Origin of the sequence: Paenibacillus sp. NPDC101420, assembly GCF_050277435.1 — a bacterium.
Lineage (GTDB): Bacteria > Bacillota > Bacilli > Paenibacillales > Paenibacillaceae > Paenibacillus_AQ.
This window is the reverse complement of record NZ_JBNNSE010000001.1, coordinates 1,942,263-1,965,522: the sequence shown is the minus strand read 5'-3', so window position 1 is coordinate 1,965,522 and position 23,260 is coordinate 1,942,263. Positions and strand designations below refer to the sequence as shown.

Here is a 23,260-nt window from a genome sequence, read left to right as displayed (position 1 = left end):
GAGTCTTGAAAATATTTAGTCTAGGCATAGATCAGTTAACCATTAATGATATCAAAAATGCAGGATTTATTGTAATTACACAAAGCGTACTTCCTGATCCGTCTCATGCAGAGGGCCATATGCTAATGGTTACCAGTGACCAGATTCAAGCTCAGTCACTTAGCGAACTGCGCCGGAATTATCCGAGCTCAATGATCCTATATGTATATTTGCAAAAGGGAATCAGTGGTTACCAAGCTGTACATATGCTGTGTGAAAGCTTAGGAATCTATTTTATCCCTCCTCGTTCTACCTCGTCAGTGGTGATAGAGAAGATTCGCTTTATTCTAGACGAGGAAGGGGAGGAACGAAGTAATCTGGTTGGTTTTTTTGGATCTGGTCCTGGGATCGGCTGCACTAGTGTAGCCAAACTGTTCGCAAGACGAATTGCCGCGGCAGGCCTTCGTGTTATTGTCCTTGGACTTGATTTATATGATCCCGGATATGACCGCAAAGCTACAATTAGTCTGGATAGGCTTCGATCAAGGCTCACAGGGAAGATGATTCATGATGAGGATTTTGAACAATTGATTAAGCAAGACGGTTACTCGTATCTCCCAGGCAATTACGATTACTTGAGTGCACAAGATTATCAGGAGGATGAGATTGAATATTTTTTAGCTAGAGCTGGGGCAAATGCAGATGTGGTTATTGCTGACTTTGGCTCTATTCCGGAAAGTGCTGCATGGTATGTCGGAATGCACAAATCGGCACTGCGTATGATCGTCACTCATCCAAAGCATGAATACAGACTCGAACCTCTTCTAGAGCTTGCTGGGCATATGGATCTACGTCCACATGATTTTCAACTGATTATTAACCGCAGTAATGTGGAAGAAATATCTTCTCCTAAAAATCTAGCGCTTCGCTTTGGGGCTGAAATATTGCTGGAGCTACCGTATTACCAGCCCTTGCAGGAAAGCTTACCTCTAGGCAAAAAAGAGCTGCAGCATGTGGATGATAAGGTACATTCTCTGCTCGTGTCCATGAGCCTGGCACCAGAAGCTAAAAAGAAAGGCATATTCCTATGAATGGAAATCAACCGAACCGTCCGTTGTTCTCTCTAAAACAAAGTATCCTACGCATGAGCAAACCGGGCAAGGAAGACTTTTATGCATTTTTGCAAAAAATGAAGAACGATATGAACGAAGGGCTGGAACGTGAGGATGATGCTTACTTCGAGTTAAATGCGAAGGCGCTAATTGGAGATCCGCAGGCGGTTAGCTTTTTTATGAATGAGATAGAGAAATACTTGCGGAAGACACCCTTTACGGGCAAGGTTCCAGAAGCATACAGAACGGCTGCAGAAGCGCTCTATCATGAGTGGAAGGGTTTTGGTCCGGCGTATCGTTGGTTTACTGATCGTGCATACAGTGAATCAACCGGGCTACAGATGATCGGAAAGCAGATCTTTTATAACCATAAAGGTGAGTTTGTAGCTTATCCATATGAGATGCCTTCACTAGATCGGGTTGAACAGTTAAAGCGCTCCTTATTAAAAAGTGATCCCAACAAAAAGCTGAACAAGGACAACCCTTCAGTGGAGTTTAAAATGGATGACCCGCTCTGGCCTGGTCGATTTATTAGGCTAGCCATTTGGGTATCCCCGAGAGTATGGGATGGCTTCACCACAATATCGTTACGGCGGCAGGTTGTAGAGTTTCTGAGTCTAGAAGATCAGGCGGGTACGGAATGTATTCCTGCGGAAGCGGTTGATATGATTCGGACGTTATCATCTACCTTTCGCAATACCATTATTGCGGGCGCTGTAGGCTCGGGAAAAACAACCTTTGCAAATACGATCGTCGGCGAGCAACTGCTCGGATCTTCATCCTGTATGGGTGTAGTGATGATAGAAAAGCATCCGGAGTCGATTTTACCTTACCAGATTAAAGGGCACCGAATTATTCCAATCCAGGCTGCGAACGAGGAATTGATGGAGGTAGGGGTAGAATCGCTGCGGCATGACCCAAACATTTTGTATATGACGGAAATGCGGTATAACGAATGGGAATTTTATCTGTGGAGTGGGGAAAAAGGGTATGACGGCATCACTGGAACCTTCCACACCGTTGATTCGGAGGATATTCCTTATCAAGGCGCTTTTGCCGTGTCGACAAGGATTGGCGGGAGCCTTAAGGGTCATTTGATCTCTGCACTGAAATCATGCGAGCTGGTCTTTATTTTGGAAAGTGTTCCGAACGGGAAGAAGCGGCTGACGCGAATATCGGAAGTCTTTTATGACGAGGAAAAGAACTCTGTATTTGCGAATGATTTGATGCGCTGGGAACCCCAGAAGATGTGTTGGTCCTATAATGACAAGCTGACAAAGAACCTGATTCTGAAGATGACTAGGAAAAATGAGCAGGCAACACAGTTGCTCCAGAAAGAGCTGGGACGGCTTGCAGCAGCAAAGCCAATGGATCAGCCTATCAAAGAAAGCTTGAAATCTAAGATCATTCTTAACGAGTGAGGAGGTGAAACCGTGGATTTATTATTGTATATTCTTCGTTTTGTCCTTCATTTGTTAATTGTATGGGGAATTTGGCTGCTCATTAAACCGCTAATCGAACGGCATTTACGACAGGTAGGTCAGAAAGTCGATTTTCGTATCAAACATAAAATGAGTATTTTTGGCAAAAGAGTTAGCTCGGTAAAAAAAAGGCTGTGGCTCTACCGTCATCTAGATAATCTTTTATATTTCGTACACCGAAAGTATGAGCCGGGAATTAGCGTTATGCGTTTTATCATGCGTACAGCAATAGTGTTTATCGCGATTTTTCTATCAGGACTATTGACGCTAAGCGAGCTTCCTGGGCAATTGAGTTTTAACAATCCTTTTCTGGAAGGGATAACTTTTAATGAAGGGCGTTCGATTCAGGGGGCTTGGAGATTTCCACTTTTTATTGCTGTGATTTCTGCGACGATTCCTTATTTTCGTATGAGATACATCTACGCGCAGAGGAAGGTGCATGGAAGCTATGATTTACTTGATGTAGTCAAAATCTCCACCAAATTCACTCACTTGTCGGTAGATTCCGTTCTCGATCGGACAGCGGATTTTCTTACGGATAAGAATGTGTTGAAGGGGCCTTTGAAGCTGCTAGGGGCTGCATTTTCCAATTACAGTAATGAGAAGGAGCTTGTTGAGGAAGCAGGGAGATTTTCCAATGCGATTGGCACTACTTTCGCCCTAGAATTTATATCGGATCTGCTCTATGCCGAGAAGGAAGGGACCCGTTATTTAAAAAGCTCACTGATGCTGTTAAATCGTTCTATGGAGCAACAGAGGGAAACCATTTTGACTGTAAAAGCGGGAAGTAGAGATGCGATCAGCCTTGGCTTATACGGGAATCTTTTGGTGCTGGTATCAACGGTTGGAACCTTTATGTACATGCTGAAGCCTGATATCTATTTCCAATTGCAGTTTGAGACTACAGTAGGACTTTCTTTTTTGATGGTGATCGTCTCCGGTCTTTTTATTTCTTTTGTGATCAGCACTATTCTCGCCAGACCTAAACTGGACTACCACTAAGGTGATGAGCTATGGACAGATTGTTACTATTAGTTACTGTAATTGGGATTGTTTATGTCGCATTACTTGTCTTTGTAAGCAGTAGTAGTAAACAGGAAAGATATCTTGTCCGATTAGGACTACGGTGGAATGAGCTTGGGGAACGGGTGCAGGGGGATAGACTTCAGCAATTATTGAATGATTCTGGTTTATCGATTTCAGCCCGTAAAATTACCCTTTTCCGTTACTCAGCAGCGCTGATTTATTTAATAACTCAAGTCGTCAGTGATTTCATTCGTTCTAATTCTTTTTCTATTTATGACCCTCTAATTGCTCTTCTTATTCTCGTAATCAGCAGTCCGATGCGCTATCTTCCGTTTGGCTGGGTGCTTGCATGGCTTCATCAAAAAACGGTTATTAAAAAAGACGGTGAGCTGATCTCTTTCATCCGTCTATATGAGAATAATCGGCTACGCAAGCGCGGATATGCGCAATTTGGCACTTTTTGCGGGAGTACGGCTGGACATTTTCAATATATACGTCAGGATCTGTACGAGTTGTCAGAACGAGCAGTAGATGAGGGTGTGGAGGGGGCGATTGAATGGTTTTGTGCAAAGTTTCCGGATAATCATAGTTTTATTAATGATATTCGGTCCATTTTGCTGGCTACTGAGGGTATGGATGACGACACAGAAGCGGCGAATTATTTGCGTGAGCAAAGTAAGATTATCTCCAAAATCTCCAGCGATCAGTATTTGAAAAAGTGGTCTTTTATCGGTGATCTATCTACGATCATTAATGTTATCCCATCGATTGCTACTTTTTTGATGATCGTCGCGATGGCGATGCAGTACATTTTACTGATCAAAGGGAATTTTAATGGGGTCGGTATGTTCCAGTGAAAAATAGTATATTCAATATTATTTAAAAAATATAAAATAAAAGGGAGATTTTAACAATGAAAAAGGACGCTATTTCTACAGGTTTGTTTATTGCTATCGGATTTTTATGTGTGGCCATCGTAATTGCCGTTTTGATTCCTGTAGTTCGAGATGTAATTGATGCTACGGATGATAACAAACCGACGATTCCGGGTGTGACATTTATTCAACCGCTGGATTCCAGCCAAACTGCAACTGCTCTGGTCTTAACCCAACCTTCGGTTTAATTCGATTATGAAAAAAGACTCTATCTCCATAGCAATGTTTCTTGCTATTGGCTTTGTGATCGCAGGGATGTTTATCACAGTAGCTACGAATATCATTGGCAGCAGTCAAGACGATATCATCACACATACTAAGCAAGTAGAACAATATTAGAAGGAGGCGTTTCTATTGAAGGAGACCGTCCTCCGGGCATTATTCATGTGGCTTGTCCTGTTTATTATCCTGCAGCCCATATTCACCTATATTGATTATCTGCTAGATTTACAGGTCAAAGCTAATACATCCTACATCACACAAAAAGCTGCAACGGAGGGGATGGTCACCGCGTCTATGCGGAACGAAGTGATTTCAAATCTGAAGGCGATTGGGTTCTCAGAGGATTCTATAGAAATTACGAGCAGTACAGATACCATTCAAGAACGCAAGCAACGAATTGATGTGTATGTAACAGTACCACGGATAAATTTGTTTCCGTATAACTTTTCCACGGTTTCGCAGCCGACCCGATATTATGGACATGGGTCAATTATGAGTGAATATCTCGATTGATTAAGGGATGAGCCTAATTTATGGATTACATTATTAAGCTGGCATTTGTCCTACTGATCTTTATCTACTCCTGGTTCTTTCAGATCCAGAATCAGGAGTGGGACATGCTGCGCAGCATGCTAAAAGATGCAAACAATATCGCTGTTCATGATGCCGCGCAGGAATTAGATGAAACTGAACTCACACGAGGTCGTCTAATTATCGATCCCGCGCTTGCTTACGATACTTTTCAGCATGCCTTGCAGGCGAATCTTGGACTTGATAACGGTCTTTCTCCCAAAATGGGCAGCCGATTTAAAAATCAAGTAAAGATTGTGAAGTTTGATATTGTTGATGCTTCGGACGGAGTGACTTTTCCACTTTTATACGAGGATAGTGAATATGGCATTACCAAATACATAGAGGGTCCCTCGGTTATTGCCGTCATTGAGACGGAACATCCGTTGCTGATCTCCAGAGCCAAAACACAAGAGCCAATCAGAGTACCAGCAGTTCAGGAGTATAAGTTCAATAAGTAGGAAAAATTCAATTGAGACTAGGGAGAGATTTGGGATGAAGAAGAGAGTTGTAGAGGCGACTTTGGTAGCGGCAATGTTATTTAGTGTGGTTTTGGGGCAGGGAGTGGTTGTAAATGCGGAAACGGTTACACCAGTAGTTACGGCTAAGCCAACCACATCCGCGGTACCCACAGCAACCGTGAAACCTATAGCAACGCCAGTGCCTATTATGAGGGATAATCTGAGTAAATTTGGATTGAAGAAAGACTTGGAGCTGCCTGTGACGATCAGCGCTGGAGGATTAACGTACACGTTAGAAAAGCTGATGTTTTACGATGTAAAGGCTAAAGAAGCACAATCTCTAATGAAGATGTATGGTTATACTGATGATATTTATAAAACACCTACTAAATATATGATATGGACTAAACTCACCATTGGAAATAAGGGAAGTAAAGTCATTCAAGTAAGTGCTAAAGATTCGATTGCAAAATGGATGTTAAAAGTGGATGGGTATAATCTTCTTACACCCTCACCTAGAAATAAAATGTTGGAGCTGAACAATAAAGAAGCGTTGTGGAATTGGGTGTTGAAACCGGGTGAAAAGCTATCTAGCTATCAGATGTATGGGTATATTAAAGACCCTTCAGTTATTTCTATATACGTTAATCTTGGAGGCGAATTTGAAGAAAAATACATTGTTAAACGTCCAGGAGAGTAACTTATATGAAGAAAATTTGGATTGTTCTGCTTACATTTATACTGATTTTTTCATATATTCCAGAGAACATTAAGGCAGCTAATTCACAAAGCAAAACAGTGGCCATACCTTCAGAAATTTTTAATGGGTCTTCAAATGCTCAAAAATTTTACTACTTAGATCTTCCAAGTGGAGTTGCCAATTCAGCAATTGATGTCTCTTCTCTTAAATATAATGGCACTAATCAAAAAGTTGCCCTTACAATGGAGAATGGGAAAATAAAGGTTACTTTAAAGGGCGTTGAAGCAAAACAACGAATAGATAATGTACTCGGGTATAAGGCCTCCTTTGAAACCCTTTTTTTAACAAATCCCGGTAATTCTATTTGGCGATATTCAGACGGTGTAAGATGGCAGATTAATGAATGGGACCCATACGCTAATGCTCAGAAACATTACGATAAAAATGGACAAGGTAATGGTACACCTAGAAATGATCCCCCTGATATGACGGTGGTAACTCAATCGGCAGTATCACGTTCGGGAATTAAATGGTACGACCAAAACGTGAACTCGGTGATAGATTCTTCTCAAATCATAGAGTCAACCGTCCGATTAGTTGTACCTAAAGAATTGCTTCCAACAACCTATGTTAATCATAATGTTGTAAATGGGAATCAATTTATTATTTATTATAAAACTAACGCAGCTAAGCAAAATTTTGATCCTGAACAATTAAGTCCGAATTTTGATCCAAGTGGTCATGCGTTGGGGAGACGTTATAAAACAGATTTAAGCTACTACTTTACAGGTTCGGCTAATGTAACTACGTACAAATACAGCGGCAATGTCTCCTTCGACTACACTCTCCCTACAGAACCCACACTTACCGGTACCGTAACTCTAAATAAACCTAATCCCAATCCAACAAAATTGGGAGATAAAGACGAACCCGTTCAAATTTCGTTAATGGGGCAGCTGCAAGGCTACAATGATGCTTCAAACATTGATGAGTGGGTGTTCTATGCTAAAGAGAAAGACAGGAACAACACACTCAAAACGAAAAAGGAGTCTGCAAAGACATTTAACGTAAGTACTTTATTTGATTTTGAGATCAAAAAGTCGAGTGTAACGGGCGAATATTTTACTCAGGAATATGCTTTAACCGTTCTCGTCCGCTTTAAAAAGCCAATCGTCACAAAGAGTGGAACCATTACCTCTCTGGAACAGCCTCTACAGATTTCAGCAGGTGTTTATAAAAACAATCCTCAAGTTACTTTTCCTCCAAATCCAACTATTCCAACAGAACCTGAAGGAAAGCCACCTATTGCAAGAATATCAACAGCTAGATACATAAAAGCAGGGTCTGATATGCTCGTTAGTGGAAATGCTTCCTATGATCCGGATGGATATATCACTGATTATGCTTGGAGCACATCTGGAGCGCAGGGAGAAATCGGAAATGTCCCAAGGGGGTATGTATGGTATACCATAGAGCAAGTTGGAGAGACATTTCCTATAGCTCTCACAGTCGTTGACAATGATGGACAAATAGGTAGTACAAGTACAGAAGTTACCGTCATTGAGCCGAAGCCAGCAGCAATTATAAATATAGAAGGAATACTTAAACAAAATCGTAAAACGACATTGTTTAATAGAAGCCAGAGTCCAACACGCTTTCCGTTAATACCATCGAAAACACGAGTTACCATCACTGCTGTATCTGGTGGTACGAACGCAGATATTAAATATAGTGGTACATTATCTGAACTTGAAAGCAAAGACATCTTATTTAAAAAAGCTGGAAAATATAAGGCTACGATTTATGTGGAAAATACGCTTGGGTATTCTGATAGTGATGAGATTACTTTTGATATTGTGCCAGATGAAGCGCCGTACAACTATTTTACTCTGCCTAGAGTGGTATATCGAAGTCCTGATTACGGTAATAAAGCGGTGGTTTCATTGGATGATATCTCCTATTCGCCTGATAAAGATGTAGTGGGTCGGAGACTCTGGGAGTATCGCTATGATTCAAATAATGACGGGAGTTTTAGCGGAGAAGCATGGGTGATCTTCAGTAATGAGAACAAGGATCGCTTAAATTTAGAACTGAGCGAGGTAGGGAAATATGAAGTCCGACTTACTGTGTTTGAAGAGTTTGGTCAACCAACCATTGATGAGTTTGTGACAGAATCTGATCGGAAATCTACAAATTCAGATGGACAAAAGTTAAGCTCACGGATTGTAGAAGTGAAAAATCGAGCGCCAGAAGTTGATTGGTCCTGGTAGGAGAGGTGCTTAAATGAAGAAGACAAAAGAAATACTTTCACTAGTAATTATAATCACTATCCTATTCGGAGTTTTCCCTAGTCAGGGAGTGTATCTTCAGACAGCAGAGGCTGCGACGGGTGATCCAAATTTCATCACGTATAAAGATATAAATATACCTGCTGATGGTGATTTTTATGACGCTGGTTGGAACTATGGTACTATGCGTGGGACAATAAATAACCAAAAGCTAACGAATATTAAATATAATCGTACCACTAAGCAACTAACATTTGATATTAGTTCAGATGCAACATTGACTGTAGGAGTAAACTTGTATCGTTCCAACAGTGCTCTAGATAGACGTGTTGTTCGAGCGGATCTCTGTGTGGCGGCAATACCAGAGGGGGCACCATTAGATTTACCAGTCTACCAATATAATTGTCCGAGCCACTGGTCAAATCCAAATACCAATTGGACCCCATTGTATAGGAGCTTTTTTGATGGACCGTTTGAAGAGAATACATTCGATCATACATTTAATCTTGTGACTGATGTTCCTTACTACAACTATATAGGGAATTTAAGTTACGGTGAACTTCCAAAAGGATTAGTTATTAATTACAGTTTTGGTGCAGGTCAACAGGACCCATTTGGTGGATATAGTCCAGATAAAGGATATGGAGGGCCGTATATTGGTTGGAGTTTTCAAAGAGTATTTCCTTTGATACCTAATAGTCCACCTACCATTTCGTTAAATACACCCAATAATCAAGTCCTGCAGAACGAGCCTGGACGAAACATACTTAACATCGAGGGATATGTCCACGATCCAGATAATGATGATCTTATCGTAAGCGCTGAGATACCAAATATATTTTATAGGAAGACGGTAGTATCTCAAACGAAAGGGTATCAGTATTTCTCTATCCCTGTAGACGCTGTGGCTGATTCGATCCCGCCGGGCGATTATACGATGACTGTAAAAGTAGCAGATCCTTCAAATATGTCAGAATCCGCGAGTATGACCTTTAAGGTTACAAACAGACTGAAGCGAAACGCTTTTGTTCTCGTTAATAGTCCTATAGAGAATAGCGGCACCACCTATGAAGATTATGAGTGGGATGCTAAGTACGCTGATCGAGTGAGATATGATCATGATCCGAATTACTTTGATAACTCAATGGGGATTATAGGGGATTCGGGACTATGGAGGACGAGCCTTTACACTTCATTTCCGTATACCGGACAATATGTAGTGAGTTATCAAGCTAAGGATATACCGAAACAGGATGCTCGCTTTGCTGAATATCAGATGTGGAGTAAAGATGCCGCATCTACGATGAGTTTTAAAGTCCATCGCAAGCCAATAGCGCTTTTTTCAGCAAGGCTTATCAATGGAAATGTTCAATTAATAGATTCATCCTACGATTTAGATCATATTACAAGTTCTGATAAAGGGATTATGCAGTGGCAATGGCAATATAAAAAGACCGTTGATGAGATGTGGATCGACGGGCAGCCACCTGGGGGAGTTTTTGAAAAAGACAGTTACGACATACGTTTAAGGGTCCGTGATGTGGATGGAGATAATGGAATCGGTGTATGGAGTGATTGGTGTCAAAGGACTGTGGGGAATGCGTCTGTTAATCTACCACCGGTTGCATTATTTACCGTTAATCCGAATATCGTTTCCTATCGTAAATCTACGAGCATTATAGACAAATCTTTCGATCCAGATAATGATCCATTAGATGTATACTACTGGACTGTAATCAAAGACGGATGGAATAAAGTATGGGAACATTGGGGTGGAGCAACAACACCACCGAATATCGCATCATTCGGAGAAGGGAATTATCAACTCAATCTACAAGTACATGATAATCGTGGCTTGTGGTCAGATTGGTACAGTCAAAATGTACAGGTAGTCAATCATCCACCGGCTGCAGCATTTACAATGCCTAACGAAATATACCGCGATACGATTATCACAATGGATAACTTAACACCAGATCCGGATGAAGATGGAGATGTTTTATCTTATGCCTGGAATGCAAAATTTAATGACTCTCCCTACTACTGGGCAGGAAACAACCGTTATCAATCAATGACCATTCGTGATCTTATTAATCGTAACGGTATATCACATAAAAAAGCCATTTCTGATGGCTGGGAAATGCAGCTCACAGCCTCTGATGGAAAATTAAGCTCTTATGCTACACGTACATTTATGGTTAAGAATCATGTCCCTGTTGCTAAGATTAACGGACCTTCATCCGTAAATCAGTATGATACGAAACAATATACTTCAGGGGATATCGATGAGGATACATCAGATCAGGGCTCATTAGAATACTATTGGAAAGTAACGAACAGTACTGGTGAAATGAAATCGTATCTTACGCGTGACATTACGCTTACTTTCTCAGATCCGGGAGTATATACGTTAGAACATTGGGCAATCGATCAAATAGGAGATAAGTCGAATATCGCTGGATTGCAAGTCCAAGTGAAAGAAAACTTGGCAGCTACTATGACTTTAACTAGTCCTTTAGGTACAGCAACAAACCCATCTGTGATTGACTCGGAACAAGGCGATCCATTAATCAAGTGGACTTACGCGGATCCGGAAAATGATTCACAAGAGAAATACAGGTTAGAGTTCTTTACGAAGGATGGTCTATTAGTCTCCACCATAGAAAATCCGGATCCTTCAGGATTGCTCAGACAATATCAAATCCCAAATAATACATTTGAACGGTTTGAATACTTTACAGTGCAAGGTCGAGCATACTCCAAATTTTCATGGTCAGATGTATCAAATGAAAAAACATTCATCATCGATAACGCACCTAAGCCGGGATTCACTCTGATCACAGATACTGGTAAAGATGCGACTAAGGTACCGATCTACCGGACGGACGTTTTGAACATTAAGAGTAACGCAACTGATCCGGACGAACCAAAAGGAGATACAATAAGCCACAAGTATTTCTTAAAACCATCAAGTGGAACAGAAGCCCTAGCAAGCGTTCAAAAGGACTTCACGAAGCAGTTTAGTAGTAACGGTGTCTTTACCTTTAGACAAATCGTTACAGATTCATTGGGTCTGCAACGTGAGCTTTCGCAGAACATCACAGTAGTCAACCGGATTCCGACGACTATAATAACGTACCCAACCAGTGTTGATCCATCTAAACCAACGATCGCAAGTACACTTACACCGATCATTAAATGGGATTATCAAGATGAGGACGGAGATCTGCAGCAACGTTATAAGGTGCGAATTATTAACTTGGCCACTGGTGCAATCAAGGTCCAATCCGGTGAACAAGTATCAAGCGCTAAGCAATGGCAGATTCCAGTCGGTTCACTGATTGAGAATGAAAAATATGCCGTTGAAGTGGAAGTCTTTGATGGTTACAACTGGAGCAATATCTCTCCACGTAAATACTTCATGGTGAATCTACTGAGTATTAAAGGTGGCGTTAAGCACACCGAAGAGTGGAACAACAATCGTAAAGGCTACAATCTGAAAAAAAGCGGCAATGAGGAGAGTCCAAGAGGATACAACGTATTTTGGGCAGGAGAACGTTTTGTTCTGCAAGGTACAGCAACAGGTCTCCCGGATACTGTGCAAGTAACCATGAACGGAGGGTTTACTACGCAGCTCAGCCCAACTAACGACGATAAAACCTTCTGGACAGGTGAAATGTACGATAGCTCTTTTGAAAAGCTACCAGATGGCCCTGTTACTTTTACCTTTACGGCTCAGAATGCGTATAACACCAAAACGGATATAGTTACCGTTGTTATATCATCGGATTGGTCGGAGTATTTCCAGAGTCATCGAATTAAGTAGAGTAGGAGCCTATATCACCCTATCTTTTTTGCGTGACTTCACAGGATCATGTTAATGTTGAAGCATTGTATCAAACATTGATAGGGGTAGGGGACATGATTCGAGAGTTAACACCAGCGGAAATGAAATCAATCTTGAGTTCGATTAATAGGGAACAGCACTTTTTATACTATTCATACCTTACAGCTCGTAAGCATAATACGGTACACTATGGACAGTTTACAGAGCAGGGGGAGCTGCTCGGCGTATTGGCTTTTTTTAGAGGGCTTTCGTTCTATGCGTTTTCCGTATTCCCTGTGGAGAAGTCATTCTGCCTCAGGTCCGTGCTTGCAGTTATGAAAGATCAATTGAGTTTACCTGACAATGCTGTCGGTAATGTAATCGTTAATGAAGAAGTTATGGCTGTACTCGCTTCACAGCTTGAACTTGTTAAGTCACCCAAAAAACTGCTTCTAATGAAGCATATCCATCAAGAAGCGTTACCACCGGTCGATACAAGCGTTTTACATTTGGGTCCCCCTTATTTTGAACTCATTGAGTCGAAAATGGCCGATTTAGATACAATGGCGTTCTCAAAAGAAGAATTACAGTATCCGTTCTATGGTGTGATGGAACAACATGAGCTGATTGCGGTAGGTGGATACCATATTTATAGCGAAGATTACGTTGAATTGGGGAACATCGGAACGGATGTAAGATGGAGAAGGCAAGGCTACGGGAAAAAGATCTGTGCAGAGCTCACCCGAGCGGGGGGAAGGGTTACCTCTAACGTGTATTTGAATGTCCTTGAGGAAAATGTAGGCGCAATTTCTCTATATCAATCCATCGGCTTTGAGCTTATGTGCAAACAGTACATGGTCCAATTTGTTATTTGATGGTTAATGAAAAAGGACTAAGCGGATTTAAATCCGCTTAGTCCTTTTTCACAAGCATAGAACCTTTTATACGACCCCTTCAGTCCGGTCTTCATTCATTCGCATCATTCGTGCGGCAACCGAAGTAGTATGTAATGGTAAAGAGGATGGGCGCGCAGAGGCTCTCTGAGCTCTACGTAAATAATAGGATAGCTTGCCAGTAAAAATCTTATGTGCACAGAGTGAAAGCGCGAAATCTTCCGGTGTAACGAAGCAGGAAGGCTTATTCACAGGCTGAACTGCAGTTTCTTCAAATAAAGAGGCAACGAAATGGGAACAAAAATAAGCATTTTCTCTATCGATTTTAATATTCAGAAGCACACCGATTAATCCTAAAAGATGGTATTTATAACGCTCCTGATTTTGCATCATCCCTTGGACGTGATTGTACATCGTATCGTATTCCTCAGCGCTAACACGTAACTGATAGATGGAACAATTAGCACTGCTATAAAAAGGGTCGATAAAGTTCTCCTGGATTAGTCCTGCCACAAATGGATTGTGCATTTTTTTTCTTCCGAAGCTGTATACCTCCCGCAGTTCACAGTCAAAGGCGATCGAAGCATGATTCAGATCGGCTTTTGTAAACCACTTAATAAAACCACTAAAGGCCGTACCTGTACCGGTAAGCACAATAAAGATGTCCTTATTCGAACTCATGTTCAAAGTTCCTTTCCACTAGGAAATGTTGGGTAATGAATGAAAATTATGCTTAACTAACTCCATCTTACTGTATATTTGAGCATTGTAAAACAATCTTTAGTCGCAATTAAAAACTAGACCATAGACTAGTGCAATTCTGGCTTGTCTCATAGTTCTTGTGTGTATATAAATGCGTCGATATTGCAAAAGATAAGCTGTTCAAATAAAGAGTTTTTAAAAACAATTGGAATTGCTTCCACACTAATGATACAATAAGAGTCAAAATGACATTCTTGAGATTTCAGAGGAGGAACTATTAAATGAGTGAACAAGAACAAGCGATTCAAAAGGAAGAAAACTCAACTGTAGATAACCTGTCCATTACAACGATTCGTACTTTGGCGATTGACGCCATTGAAAAAGCAAACTCCGGCCACCCAGGTATGCCAATGGGTTCTGCACCAATGGGCTACCAATTGTTTGCAAAAACAATGAAACACAACCCTGATCATCCAACATGGGTAAACCGTGACCGTTTTGTATTGTCCGCAGGACATGGTTCTATGCTTCTGTACAGCTTGTTGCACCTTAGTGGTTATGATCTGCCTATGGAAGAATTGAAAAATTTCCGTCAATGGGGCAGCTTGACTCCGGGTCACCCAGAAGTAGGTCACACCGCTGGTGTCGATGCAACAACAGGTCCACTTGGACAAGGTATAGGTATGGCTGTTGGTATGGCTATGGCTGAAGCTCAATTGGGAGCTACCTACAACAAAGATGAACATAAAGTGGTTGACCACTATACTTACGCTATTTGTGGTGATGGTGACCTGATGGAAGGGATCTCTTCCGAGTCCGCTTCACTCGCTGGTCATTTGAAACTGGGCAAATTGGTTGTATTGTATGATTCAAATGATATTTCCCTTGATGGTAAATTGAACCTTTCCTTCTCCGAGAACGTGGCTCAACGTTTTGATGCTTATGGTTGGCAAGTACTTCGCGTTGAAGACGGAAATGATCTTCCGGCTATTGCCAAAGCGATTGCTGAAGCTCAAGCTGAGACTAGCAAACCGACTTTGATCGAAGTGAAAACTGTAATTGGTTATGGTAGCCCTAACAAACAAGGTAAAGGCGGCCATGGCGGTACTCACGGTTCCCCACTTGGAGCAGAAGAAGCTAAGCTTACCAAAGATTTCTACAAATGGGTATACGAAGAAGATTTCTATGTACCTGACGAAGTGCGTGCTCATTTTGCAGAAGTGAAGAAAAACGGAATCGCAGCTAACAAAGCTTGGGATGACAAATTCGCAGCTTACAAAAAAGCATATCCAGAGCTTGCTGCACAGTTCGAAACAGTAATCAACGGCGATCTTCCAGAAGGCTGGGATGCTAACCTTCCAACTTACACTACTGAAGATAAGGCAGTATCGACTCGTGTAGCTTCCGGTAGTGCGCTTAACGGTCTGACTGCTGGCGTTCCTCAGCTTGTGGGCGGTTCTGCTGACTTGGAAAGCTCCACTATGACGCATTTGAATGGTTTGACATCGTTCACACCAGAATCTTATGATGGCCGCAACATCTACTTCGGCGTACGTGAGTTTGGTATGGCTGCTGCAATGAACGGTATTGCACTGCACACGGGTCTTAAAGTATTCGGAGGAACATTCTTCGTGTTCACAGACTACCTGCGTCCAGCCATCCGTTTGGCTTCGATCATGAAATTGCCAGTAACCTATGTACTGACACATGACAGTATTGCAGTTGGTGAAGATGGTCCTACGCATGAACCAATCGAACAATTGGCTTCCCTGCGTATCATCCCAGGTCTGACTGTTATTCGTCCGGCTGATGCTAACGAAACTTCTGCAGCATGGGCTTATGCTATGGAAAACAAAGAGAATCCAGTTGCTTTGGTTCTGACTCGTCAAAACTTGCCAATTCTTGCTGGAACAGTTGATGGCGTTCGTGAAAACATCAAACGTGGTGGTTATGTTGTTTCTGATTCCAAGAATGGCACTCCACAAGCACAACTGATCGCTACTGGTTCTGAGGTACAATTGGCTGTTAAAGCACAAGCTGCTTTGGCTGAAGAAGGTATCGATGTTCGTGTAATCAGCTTGCCAAGCTGGGATCTGTTCGAAAAACAAGATAAAGAATACCGTGATTCCGTAATTCTTCCAGGAGTTAAGGCTCGTCTTGCAATCGAAATGGCACAAACCTTTGGCTGGGAACGTTACACTGGTGACCAAGGCGATATCCTCGGTATCACTACTTTCGGAGCTTCCGCACCTGGAGACAGAGTAATGAAAGAATACGGCTTTACTGTTGAGAATGTAGTTAGCCGTGTGAAAGCACTTCTGTAATTAACTGAATAATCATTAGGGGGAGAACAAGTAATGAGTCAGTTTAACAACGCAACGATTGAAAAAGCAGCCAATGTATATTATGGCGGACAAGTAACAAGCCGTACGGTAATTTTGCAGGATGGAACTAAGGTCACCCTTGGTATCATGTTGCCTGGTGTATATGAATTTGGTACGGATGGTCCTGAAATTATGGAGATTCTGTCCGGCGATCTTAAAGTGCTGCTTCCCGGCACTGAGGTATGGCAGGAGATTAAGGGAGCGGCAACGTTCAATGTCCCTGGCAACTCAAAATTTGCGTTGGAAGTATTTGAAGTAACTGATTATTGCTGTTCTTACCCGGTTCTATAAAGACATAACTAAAGGAAGCTCTGCTGAAAAGCAGGGCTTCCTTTTTTTCTTGCACTACAAAGAATAATTTAGTATTATTAATGCAAACAAACGTTCGTGTATTTTTTACTACATAAGTAATTAATTAGTTAAAAAAGACCGCCTCTCACATTGGAAGTCATGTGAGAAACGGTTATGAGTAAGTGAAATGTTATTCGGATACAGTAGAACCCATTTTTTGTCCGATCCACTCTTCATAGCATTTCACTACAGCGGAGAGGTCTTCGTCGCCATAGCCTTGGGTAAACCCAGCTTGAAACATGCTTTTAGCTAGTCCCAGCATTGGAGAAGGGACGCCTGTGAAATCGCTGTGGGCGGAGGCTAACTTCAAATCCTTTAACATTAATGCAAGGGAGAACTGATTGCTGAAATCATTTTCTATGATTTTACGGCCTTTAAGCTCTGCTTGTTTGCTACCCGCAGAACCAAGCTGCACTAGTTCAAGGAACTTGTCAGCTGGAACACCTGATTTTACAGCGATAGCGAATCCTTCAGCCAGGGCAACGTTGTGAATGCCGACCATAGCATTATGAGCCAGCTTGGCTACAGCACCACTGCCGTTCTCACCCATATGTATCAGCTTTTTGCCCAAAGTATCGAATATATCGCGATGCTGTTCTATAACTTCAGCACTGCCGCCAACCATGAACACCAAGGTTCCTTCAATAGCTGCCGGCTTGCTTCCGGTCACTGGCGCGTCAAGGAAATGTCCACCTCGAGCTTCTACAGCAGTGGCAATTTCGTGAACTAGTCCTGGAGAAATTGTGCTGGAATCAATAATTAAGCCGCCTGGCTTAAGTGCATCAAGAATACCATCCTGACCATAAAACACTTCACGAACCGAATCATCATTACTGATCATGGTAATAATAACATCCTTACCTTCAGCGGCGGCACGTGGCGTAAGGGCAGTCAGGGCACCTTCTGCTTCAAGAGGTTTACATTTAGCTGCTGTACGGTTGTACACCGTCACCTGAAAGCCGCCACGAAGCAAGTTGGAAGCCATTGGCGCGCCCATTGTTCCAAGTCCGATAAAACCGATTTGTTTCATTTGTATAGCCACCTTCCGTTTTCTTCATTCTATCACGGCACTTAGGCTAGCACCACAGCTCAGCCATGCCTAATGATACGGGAAACGCTTCCATGAAACTTTCGAAAACTTGGTTCTAAAGCCCGGGATGTGCCCTAAGACCTTGCCAGTCAAGGCAAATTAAAGTATCCTAATTATAAAGTTGTAACAAGCGGTTTCAAATTTAAAGAGATAAACAGGAGGTTTCCATTACCGATGTCTAAGAAGATTAATTTTGACTACACCAAAGCCCTTACTTTCTTCAACCAACAAGAAATTGACAACCTTGCCGCTCCAGTTAAGTTAGCGCACGAACAGTTGCATAATAAGACTGGTGTAGGTTCCGACTATCTTGGATGGATTGATCTTCCATCAGCTTATGATAAGGAAGAATTCGCACGCATTCAGCAAGCCGCAAAGAAGATCCAGAGCGATTCCGAAGTACTGATTGTAATTGGTATTGGTGGTTCTTATCTGGGAGCACGCGCAGCGATTGAAGCGCTCTCGCATTCTTTTTACAATAACCTTTCTAAAGATAAGCGCAAAACTCCAGAAGTTTATTTCGCTGGTAATAACATCAGTTCTACATACATCACGCATTTGCTTGATTTAGTAGAAGGCAAAGACTTCTCCGTGAACGTAATCTCCAAATCAGGAACTACGACTGAGCCAGCCATTGCTTTCCGCATTTTCCGCGCAGCTCTGGAGAAGAAATATGGTAAAGAAGAAGCTCGCAAACGTATTTACGCTACTACAGACAAGGAAAAAGGTGCCCTTAAGAAATTGGCTACTGAAGAAGGTTATGAATCCTTCATCATTCCAGACGATGTAGGCGGACGTTACTCCGTATTGACACCTGTAGGCTTGCTTCCAATCGCTGTAGCAGGTATTAACATTGAAGAGATGATGCAAGGTGCTGCTGCCGCTGCGGATGAGTTCAATAATCCAGATGTAGCTACTAACCAAGCTTATCAATATGCTGCAGTTCGTAATGCTCTGTATCGCAAAGGTAAGACAACTGAAATCCTCGTGAACTATGAGCCTTCCTTACACTTTGTATCGGAGTGGTGGAAACAATTGTTTGGCGAGAGCGAAGGTAAGGATTTCAAAGGAATTTATCCTTCTTCCGTTGATTTCTCTACGGATCTACACTCCATGGGTCAATTTATCCAAGAAGGTAACCGTAATATCTTTGAAACGGTAATCCAAGTAGATCAAGTGGCTCATCATGTGACCATTGAGAACGATCCTGATGATCTGGATGGCTTGAACTTCTTAACAGGAAAGACTATGGATTTCGTAAATAAGAAGGCTTTCCAAGGTACAATGCTTGCGCATACAGATGGTCAAGTACCTAACCTTATCGTTACTATTCCTGATCAAACACCATACACATTTGGTTATTTGGTTTACTTCTTTGAAAAAGCTTGCGGCATCAGCGGTTACCTGCTCGGTGTTAACCCATTCGACCAACCAGGCGTTGAAGCATACAAGAAGAATATGTTTGCGCTGCTTGGCAAACCGGGTTACGAAAAAGAAAAAGCAGAGCTGGAAGCAAGACTTACAGAATAGTATTGCAGCAGTATTTTAGAGACCATTCATACTAGTGTAAGTCACCAGGAGCAGTCCATAGGTAATCCAATACCGGGGGCTGCTCCTGACATTATATGAAGACATCATATGTATATAAGGACTGGAATAATTATGTTAGAACAATATCGAACGGTGCGCTCTTCCGGTTCCAAGGAAGTCGTAATCCGCAAATCTCGCTTCATTGGTCATGTTATGCCAGTTGAGAATGAAGGAGAAGCATTGTTGTTTATCGAAGACATCAAGAAGAAACATCGGGACGCAACGCATAACTGTTCTGCTTATGTGATTGGGGAGAGAGACGAAATCCAGAGGCAATCGGACGACGGGGAGCCGAGTGGAACAGCCGGCAAACCGATTTTGGAAGTAATTCGCAACCAGGGAGTTAAAAATGTCGCAATTGTTGTTACCCGTTATTTCGGAGGCATTATGCTGGGTGCCGGAGGGCTGATTAGAGCTTATACGGATGGGGCAGTGCTTGCGCTTGAAGCAGGAGAAGTAATCACCCGTGTGCTAAGACGAGAGGTATTCGTAGAAATTGATTACACTTGGCTAGGCAAGGTTGAGAACGAACTTCGGGGAAGAGGTATTCAGACCGGCGAGACTTTGTTCACCGATAAAGTAACGTTGTTATGCTTACCGCGAAATGACGAGGGAGACGCATTTATGGCATGGATAACAGATCTAACCCAAGGGCAAGCCTTGGTAACAGAAGGGCGGCGGATTTACTACAGCGAAGGGGATTAGGTATATGGCAAGGAGAGCAGTGGAGCAGGAGTTGTCGAGGGAAAGAATATTAGAGGCCGCTAGGCATCTGTTTATTACCAAAGGGTATCGAGCGATTTCAATGCGAAGCATCGGTCAGCATTTGGGATACAGCCACGGCTCTCTCTATTATCATTTCAAAGAGAAGGCGGAATTGTTCTACGCCATTGTTGTCGAAGATTTTAATCATGTGGCTACTTTGCTTGGTCAAGTAATGAATAAGCCACCTGAAGAGGGTATGACTCGAGTAGAGCAGCTAATTATGGAGTTTATAAGGTTTGGAATAGATCATCCTTATCAGTATGAAATTATGTTTATGATTCGTGATGAAGAGCTGCTGGCTTATTGTAGAGCAGAGCAGGGACGATGTTTTGATTTATTCTCAAGTATTGTACGCCGTCATATGAAGGAAGAGGGATATGTGTCCGAGGATTGGCAGAACGTGCCGCTAACCTTGTTCTTATCCGCTCACGGATTTATATCTTATTATATCCAAGATAAAGTATCATTTGAGGATGTAAAAGAGGCAGCATCAGCTCATATCAAGGTTTTATGTCGCAGCCTTTAACATGCTGTTTTTTTTATAAGTTCACACTTTAAAGCTGTGCATTGGTATAACGCTACTTCTCTGCTTGGTCAAAGTAATATTTAATTCTAGTTATATTTTAATGGCCGCTCCGTAGCAATAACGGAAGCGGCCATTCATTGTTTATCCCTCAATAATTTTTAAGAAACATTGTCTACGTCTAGGTCCATCAAACTCACAAAAATAAATACCCTGCCAACGTCCAAGTAATAGTTCGCCATCATGGATGATTATGCTCTGGGAAGGTCCGGATGTAATAGACTTAAGGTGGGAGGCAGTATTGCCTTCAGCATGTCGATACTTCGGATGCTCCCAAGGGTAGACTTCATCCAAACGCATCAGAACATCATGCCTCACATCAGGATCTGCATTCTCATTGATTGCAACTCCTGCGGTGGTATGTGGACAATAAACTACGATCACCCCGCTACGCACCCCGCTTTTTTTCACAAAAGAAATGACTTCACGAGTAATATCCCGTAATTCATCCCGTTTCGTTGTAGTAATCTCCAGTGTATGCAGCATAATCATTCCCCTTCCTGTGATGTGCCACTTTTTCCTAACCTTTGTTATATATATTTTACCCCAAATTCACTTGAAAGTAATTGACGACAACGAGAAGGATTTGGTAAAGTAGTAATAATATAAAACCAAGTATATAAATAGGAATAATTAATGGAGATGTTGGTTAGTATACCGACCGGTTATCCGGAGGTGGGAGGGCAAAATCATTGAATTCGCTGCTTAGACACAAAGGTTGGACTTGGGGTTTCCGAACTACAATTTTGCTCTATTTTGTAGTATTGATCGTGCTGCCTATACTTGGGGTCTATTACAACTCTTTTTCACTGGGTTTCGGTAATTTTGTGGAAAGCATAAGCGACCCGATTGCCTGGAAGTCGGTGCTGTTAACCTTAAAGCTGGCGATCATCGCTACTTTAATTAATGTCTTTTTAGGAACAATGATTGCCTGGGTTCTTATTCGTTATCATTTCATTGGTAAAGCATTGCTTAATAGTCTTGTGGATTTACCATTTGCACTGCCGACGGCAGTTGGTGGTTTGATGATTTTACTCTTGCTCGGACCTGGTAGTCTTATCGGCAAGGCTGCAGAAGCGCTTGGTTTTGAAATTGTTTTTCATCAACCGGCTATCGTAATTGCTATGGTCTTCGTAACCTTTCCCTTCGTGATTCGAGCGGTTCAGCCCTTGCTGGAGGAACTTGATCCTTCCGAAGAGGAAGCGGCATATACAATGGGTGCCAAGGGAACTAAAGTCTTCTGGCATGTTATTCTCCCCTCTATGGCTCCTGGGATGATCAGCGGTGGAATGCTCGCATTCTCGCGGGCACTTGCTGAATTCGGCGCTGTAGTCCTCGTAGCAGGCAATATTCCAGGTCGTACACTCGTATCTTCTGTTTTTATTTTTGGTGAAGTTGAAAGTGATAATCCGGTTTCCGCAGCAGCGGTTTCTGTCATTCTCTTGACCTTATCTTTTCTCATTCTTTGGCTCATTAATATGCTGCAGATGCGGGGGAGACGCTCATGAGAAAATTGTGGATCGGACTCACCTACTTGGTGTTTTTTCTGCTAATCGCTGCACCGCTAGGGAAAATGGCTATAGGTGCTTTTAGTGAAGGATTTGGTGGTTTCTGGAATGCTCTGACTAGGCCTGAAGCGCTGCATGCGCTTATGATGACTGGGCTTGTTGTGATCGTAGTTACGTTATTAAATACGTTGTTCGGAATTATGATGGCGCTGTATCTTGTCCGGGCGAACTGGATAAATAGACGTCTAAAGGGCTTGCTTAACAGTATTGTTGATTTGCCTTATGCTGTGTCCCCTGTCATTGGCGGGCTGATGATTGTCCTGCTGCTGGGTCCGGATAGCGCCTTGGGTGCGATATTTGAAGGGATTGGGCTGAAGATCGTCTATGCGATTCCCGGAATGATCATTGCCACCTTGTTCGTAACCTTTCCTTTAATGGTGCGTGAGGTAATGCCGGTGCTTCAGGAGATTGGTTCACAGCAGGAGGAAGCTGCTTCTACACTGGGCGCTCGTGGCTGGACAATTTTTTGGAAGGTGACTTGGCCTTCGATTCGTTGGGCGGTTGTGTATGGGGTCATCCTTACGGTGGCTCGTTCACTAGGTGAGTTCGGGGCGGTGCTCGTGGTCTCGGGTAACATTATGAACAAAACCCAGACGGCGACGACGCTAGTCTATCAGGATGTTGAGAATTTTAATGTAACGGCTGCTGGAGGAATAGCGCTAGTTCTGGCTGCATTTTCCGCAGGTCTACTGTTGTTGATGGAATGGACCAAGAGAAGAAAGGAAGTGCAGTAA

The 23,260-nt window shown here is 42.4% G+C and carries 22 protein-coding genes; 19 read left to right on the top strand and 3 right to left on the bottom strand.

The annotated features are described in order from the left end of the window. Positions 1-5: 5 nt before the first annotated feature. From ACQKMP_RS08555 to ACQKMP_RS08500, 12 genes are all read left to right on the top strand, one after another. Positions 6-1,070: a hypothetical protein gene (locus ACQKMP_RS08555; RefSeq protein WP_042185557.1), complete on the top strand. Its 1,065-nt coding sequence runs from the start codon at positions 6-8 to the stop codon at positions 1,068-1,070. Then, positions 1,067-2,512 carry an ATPase, T2SS/T4P/T4SS family gene (locus ACQKMP_RS08550; RefSeq protein ID WP_427469173.1) on the top strand — a complete coding sequence of 482 codons (1,446 nt, stop codon included), beginning with the start codon at positions 1,067-1,069 and terminating at the stop codon, positions 2,510-2,512. The genes ACQKMP_RS08555 and ACQKMP_RS08550 overlap by 4 nt, the downstream gene beginning before the upstream one ends. A 12-nt stretch (positions 2,513-2,524) precedes the next feature. Continuing rightward, the gene (locus ACQKMP_RS08545) at positions 2,525-3,574 is read left to right on the top strand and encodes a hypothetical protein (RefSeq protein ID WP_427469172.1); all 1,050 of its coding nucleotides are present in this window, start codon (positions 2,525-2,527) and stop codon (positions 3,572-3,574) included. 11 nt (positions 3,575-3,585) lie between these two features. Then, complete coding sequence (locus ACQKMP_RS08540) at positions 3,586-4,455, top strand: hypothetical protein (RefSeq protein ID WP_427469171.1); 870 nt, start codon at positions 3,586-3,588, stop codon at positions 4,453-4,455. A gap of 56 nt (positions 4,456-4,511) precedes the next feature. Continuing rightward, entirely contained in the window at positions 4,512-4,721 is a 210-nt protein-coding gene (locus tag ACQKMP_RS08535) for a hypothetical protein (RefSeq protein WP_427469170.1), read from the top strand. Between the two features lie 7 nt (positions 4,722-4,728). After that, positions 4,729-4,872 carry a hypothetical protein gene (locus tag ACQKMP_RS08530; protein ID WP_179085743.1) on the top strand — a complete coding sequence of 48 codons (144 nt, stop codon included), beginning with the start codon at positions 4,729-4,731 and terminating at the stop codon, positions 4,870-4,872. Positions 4,873-4,887: 15 nt separating this feature from the next. After that, positions 4,888-5,268: a hypothetical protein gene (locus ACQKMP_RS08525; protein ID WP_427469169.1), complete on the top strand. Its 381-nt coding sequence runs from the start codon at positions 4,888-4,890 to the stop codon at positions 5,266-5,268. A gap of 20 nt (positions 5,269-5,288) precedes the next feature. Continuing rightward, positions 5,289-5,786 carry a hypothetical protein gene (locus tag ACQKMP_RS08520; protein WP_427469168.1) on the top strand — a complete coding sequence of 166 codons (498 nt, stop codon included), beginning with the start codon at positions 5,289-5,291 and terminating at the stop codon, positions 5,784-5,786. 34 nt (positions 5,787-5,820) lie between these two features. Continuing rightward, positions 5,821-6,486, top strand: a complete 666-nt coding sequence (locus tag ACQKMP_RS08515; RefSeq protein ID WP_427469167.1) for a hypothetical protein — start codon at positions 5,821-5,823, stop codon at positions 6,484-6,486. A 5-nt stretch (positions 6,487-6,491) separates the two neighbouring features. Further along, positions 6,492-8,756: a PKD domain-containing protein gene (locus ACQKMP_RS08510; protein WP_427469166.1), complete on the top strand. Its 2,265-nt coding sequence runs from the start codon at positions 6,492-6,494 to the stop codon at positions 8,754-8,756. 13 nt (positions 8,757-8,769) lie between these two features. Next, complete coding sequence (locus ACQKMP_RS08505; RefSeq protein WP_427469165.1) at positions 8,770-12,600, top strand: hypothetical protein; 3,831 nt, start codon at positions 8,770-8,772, stop codon at positions 12,598-12,600. Positions 12,601-12,695: 95 nt separating this feature from the next. After that, entirely contained in the window at positions 12,696-13,475 is a 780-nt protein-coding gene (locus tag ACQKMP_RS08500; protein ID WP_427469164.1) for a GNAT family N-acetyltransferase, read from the top strand. Between the two features lie 66 nt (positions 13,476-13,541). On the opposite strand, the gene ACQKMP_RS08495 is transcribed toward ACQKMP_RS08500, so the two are convergent. Further along, positions 13,542-14,174 carry a hypothetical protein gene (locus ACQKMP_RS08495; protein WP_042124922.1) on the bottom strand — a complete coding sequence of 211 codons (633 nt, stop codon included), beginning with the start codon at positions 14,172-14,174 and terminating at the stop codon, positions 13,542-13,544. Between the two features lie 302 nt (positions 14,175-14,476). Here ACQKMP_RS08495 and tkt point away from each other — a divergent pair, with 302 nt between their 5' ends. Together tkt and ACQKMP_RS08485 are read left to right on the top strand one after the other, a co-directional pair. After that, positions 14,477-16,519: a transketolase gene (gene tkt / locus ACQKMP_RS08490; RefSeq protein ID WP_042185576.1), complete on the top strand. Its 2,043-nt coding sequence runs from the start codon at positions 14,477-14,479 to the stop codon at positions 16,517-16,519. 33 nt (positions 16,520-16,552) lie between these two features. Beyond that, complete coding sequence (locus tag ACQKMP_RS08485; protein ID WP_042185578.1) at positions 16,553-16,870, top strand: pyrimidine/purine nucleoside phosphorylase; 318 nt, start codon at positions 16,553-16,555, stop codon at positions 16,868-16,870. Positions 16,871-17,060: 190 nt separating this feature from the next. On the opposite strand, the gene ACQKMP_RS08480 is transcribed toward ACQKMP_RS08485, so the two are convergent. After that, positions 17,061-17,960: an NAD(P)-dependent oxidoreductase gene (locus ACQKMP_RS08480; RefSeq protein WP_339801228.1), complete on the bottom strand. Its 900-nt coding sequence runs from the start codon at positions 17,958-17,960 to the stop codon at positions 17,061-17,063. A gap of 234 nt (positions 17,961-18,194) precedes the next feature. On the opposite strand from ACQKMP_RS08480, the gene ACQKMP_RS08475 reads away from it, so the two are divergent. From ACQKMP_RS08475 to ACQKMP_RS08465, 3 genes are all read left to right on the top strand, one after another. Then, the gene (locus ACQKMP_RS08475; protein WP_042185583.1) at positions 18,195-19,550 is read left to right on the top strand and encodes a glucose-6-phosphate isomerase; all 1,356 of its coding nucleotides are present in this window, start codon (positions 18,195-18,197) and stop codon (positions 19,548-19,550) included. A 132-nt stretch (positions 19,551-19,682) separates the two neighbouring features. Next, the gene (locus ACQKMP_RS08470; protein WP_427469163.1) at positions 19,683-20,315 is read left to right on the top strand and encodes a YigZ family protein; all 633 of its coding nucleotides are present in this window, start codon (positions 19,683-19,685) and stop codon (positions 20,313-20,315) included. Positions 20,316-20,319: 4 nt separating this feature from the next. Beyond that, entirely contained in the window at positions 20,320-20,901 is a 582-nt protein-coding gene (locus tag ACQKMP_RS08465; RefSeq protein WP_076284085.1) for a TetR/AcrR family transcriptional regulator, read from the top strand. A gap of 141 nt (positions 20,902-21,042) precedes the next feature. Here the strand turns inward: ACQKMP_RS08465 and ACQKMP_RS08460 are convergent, their stop codons facing one another. Next, positions 21,043-21,444 carry a secondary thiamine-phosphate synthase enzyme YjbQ gene (locus ACQKMP_RS08460; protein ID WP_427469162.1) on the bottom strand — a complete coding sequence of 134 codons (402 nt, stop codon included), beginning with the start codon at positions 21,442-21,444 and terminating at the stop codon, positions 21,043-21,045. Between the two features lie 206 nt (positions 21,445-21,650). Between ACQKMP_RS08460 and cysT the strand changes: the two genes are divergently transcribed. Continuing rightward, positions 21,651-22,466 (top strand): sulfate ABC transporter permease subunit CysT, encoded by an 816-nt coding sequence (gene cysT, locus ACQKMP_RS08455; protein ID WP_427469161.1) that lies wholly within the window; start codon positions 21,651-21,653, stop codon positions 22,464-22,466. Continuing rightward, positions 22,463-23,260, top strand: coding sequence for a sulfate ABC transporter permease subunit (locus tag ACQKMP_RS08450; RefSeq protein ID WP_042124938.1), 798 nt, complete (start codon positions 22,463-22,465; stop codon positions 23,258-23,260). Before cysT ends, ACQKMP_RS08450 begins: the two co-directional genes overlap by 4 nt.

What these genes read in the sequence shown, in the direction of transcription:
- ACQKMP_RS08550 (WP_427469173.1), top strand. Translation starts at nt 1,067, where the DNA reads ATGAATGGAAATCAACCGAACCGTCCGTTGTTCTCTCTAAAACAAAGT.
- ACQKMP_RS08540 (WP_427469171.1), top strand. Translation starts at nt 3,586, where the DNA reads ATGGACAGATTGTTACTATTAGTTACTGTAATTGGGATTGTTTATGTC.
- ACQKMP_RS08535 (WP_427469170.1), top strand. Translation starts at nt 4,512, where the DNA reads ATGAAAAAGGACGCTATTTCTACAGGTTTGTTTATTGCTATCGGATTT.
- ACQKMP_RS08530 (WP_179085743.1), top strand. Translation starts at nt 4,729, where the DNA reads ATGAAAAAAGACTCTATCTCCATAGCAATGTTTCTTGCTATTGGCTTT.
- ACQKMP_RS08520 (WP_427469168.1), top strand. Translation starts at nt 5,289, where the DNA reads ATGGATTACATTATTAAGCTGGCATTTGTCCTACTGATCTTTATCTAC.
- ACQKMP_RS08515 (WP_427469167.1), top strand. Translation starts at nt 5,821, where the DNA reads ATGAAGAAGAGAGTTGTAGAGGCGACTTTGGTAGCGGCAATGTTATTT.
- ACQKMP_RS08510 (WP_427469166.1), top strand. Translation starts at nt 6,492, where the DNA reads ATGAAGAAAATTTGGATTGTTCTGCTTACATTTATACTGATTTTTTCA.
- ACQKMP_RS08505 (WP_427469165.1), top strand. Translation starts at nt 8,770, where the DNA reads ATGAAGAAGACAAAAGAAATACTTTCACTAGTAATTATAATCACTATC.
- ACQKMP_RS08500 (WP_427469164.1), top strand. Translation starts at nt 12,696, where the DNA reads ATGATTCGAGAGTTAACACCAGCGGAAATGAAATCAATCTTGAGTTCG.
- ACQKMP_RS08495 (WP_042124922.1), bottom strand. Translation starts at nt 14,174, where the DNA reads ATGAGTTCGAATAAGGACATCTTTATTGTGCTTACCGGTACAGGTACG.
- tkt (WP_042185576.1), top strand. Translation starts at nt 14,477, where the DNA reads ATGAGTGAACAAGAACAAGCGATTCAAAAGGAAGAAAACTCAACTGTA.
- ACQKMP_RS08485 (WP_042185578.1), top strand. Translation starts at nt 16,553, where the DNA reads ATGAGTCAGTTTAACAACGCAACGATTGAAAAAGCAGCCAATGTATAT.
- ACQKMP_RS08480 (WP_339801228.1), bottom strand. Translation starts at nt 17,960, where the DNA reads ATGAAACAAATCGGTTTTATCGGACTTGGAACAATGGGCGCGCCAATG.
- ACQKMP_RS08475 (WP_042185583.1), top strand. Translation starts at nt 18,195, where the DNA reads ATGTCTAAGAAGATTAATTTTGACTACACCAAAGCCCTTACTTTCTTC.
- ACQKMP_RS08470 (WP_427469163.1), top strand. Translation starts at nt 19,683, where the DNA reads ATGTTAGAACAATATCGAACGGTGCGCTCTTCCGGTTCCAAGGAAGTC.
- ACQKMP_RS08465 (WP_076284085.1), top strand. Translation starts at nt 20,320, where the DNA reads ATGGCAAGGAGAGCAGTGGAGCAGGAGTTGTCGAGGGAAAGAATATTA.
- ACQKMP_RS08460 (WP_427469162.1), bottom strand. Translation starts at nt 21,444, where the DNA reads ATGCTGCATACACTGGAGATTACTACAACGAAACGGGATGAATTACGG.
- ACQKMP_RS08450 (WP_042124938.1), top strand. Translation starts at nt 22,463, where the DNA reads ATGAGAAAATTGTGGATCGGACTCACCTACTTGGTGTTTTTTCTGCTA.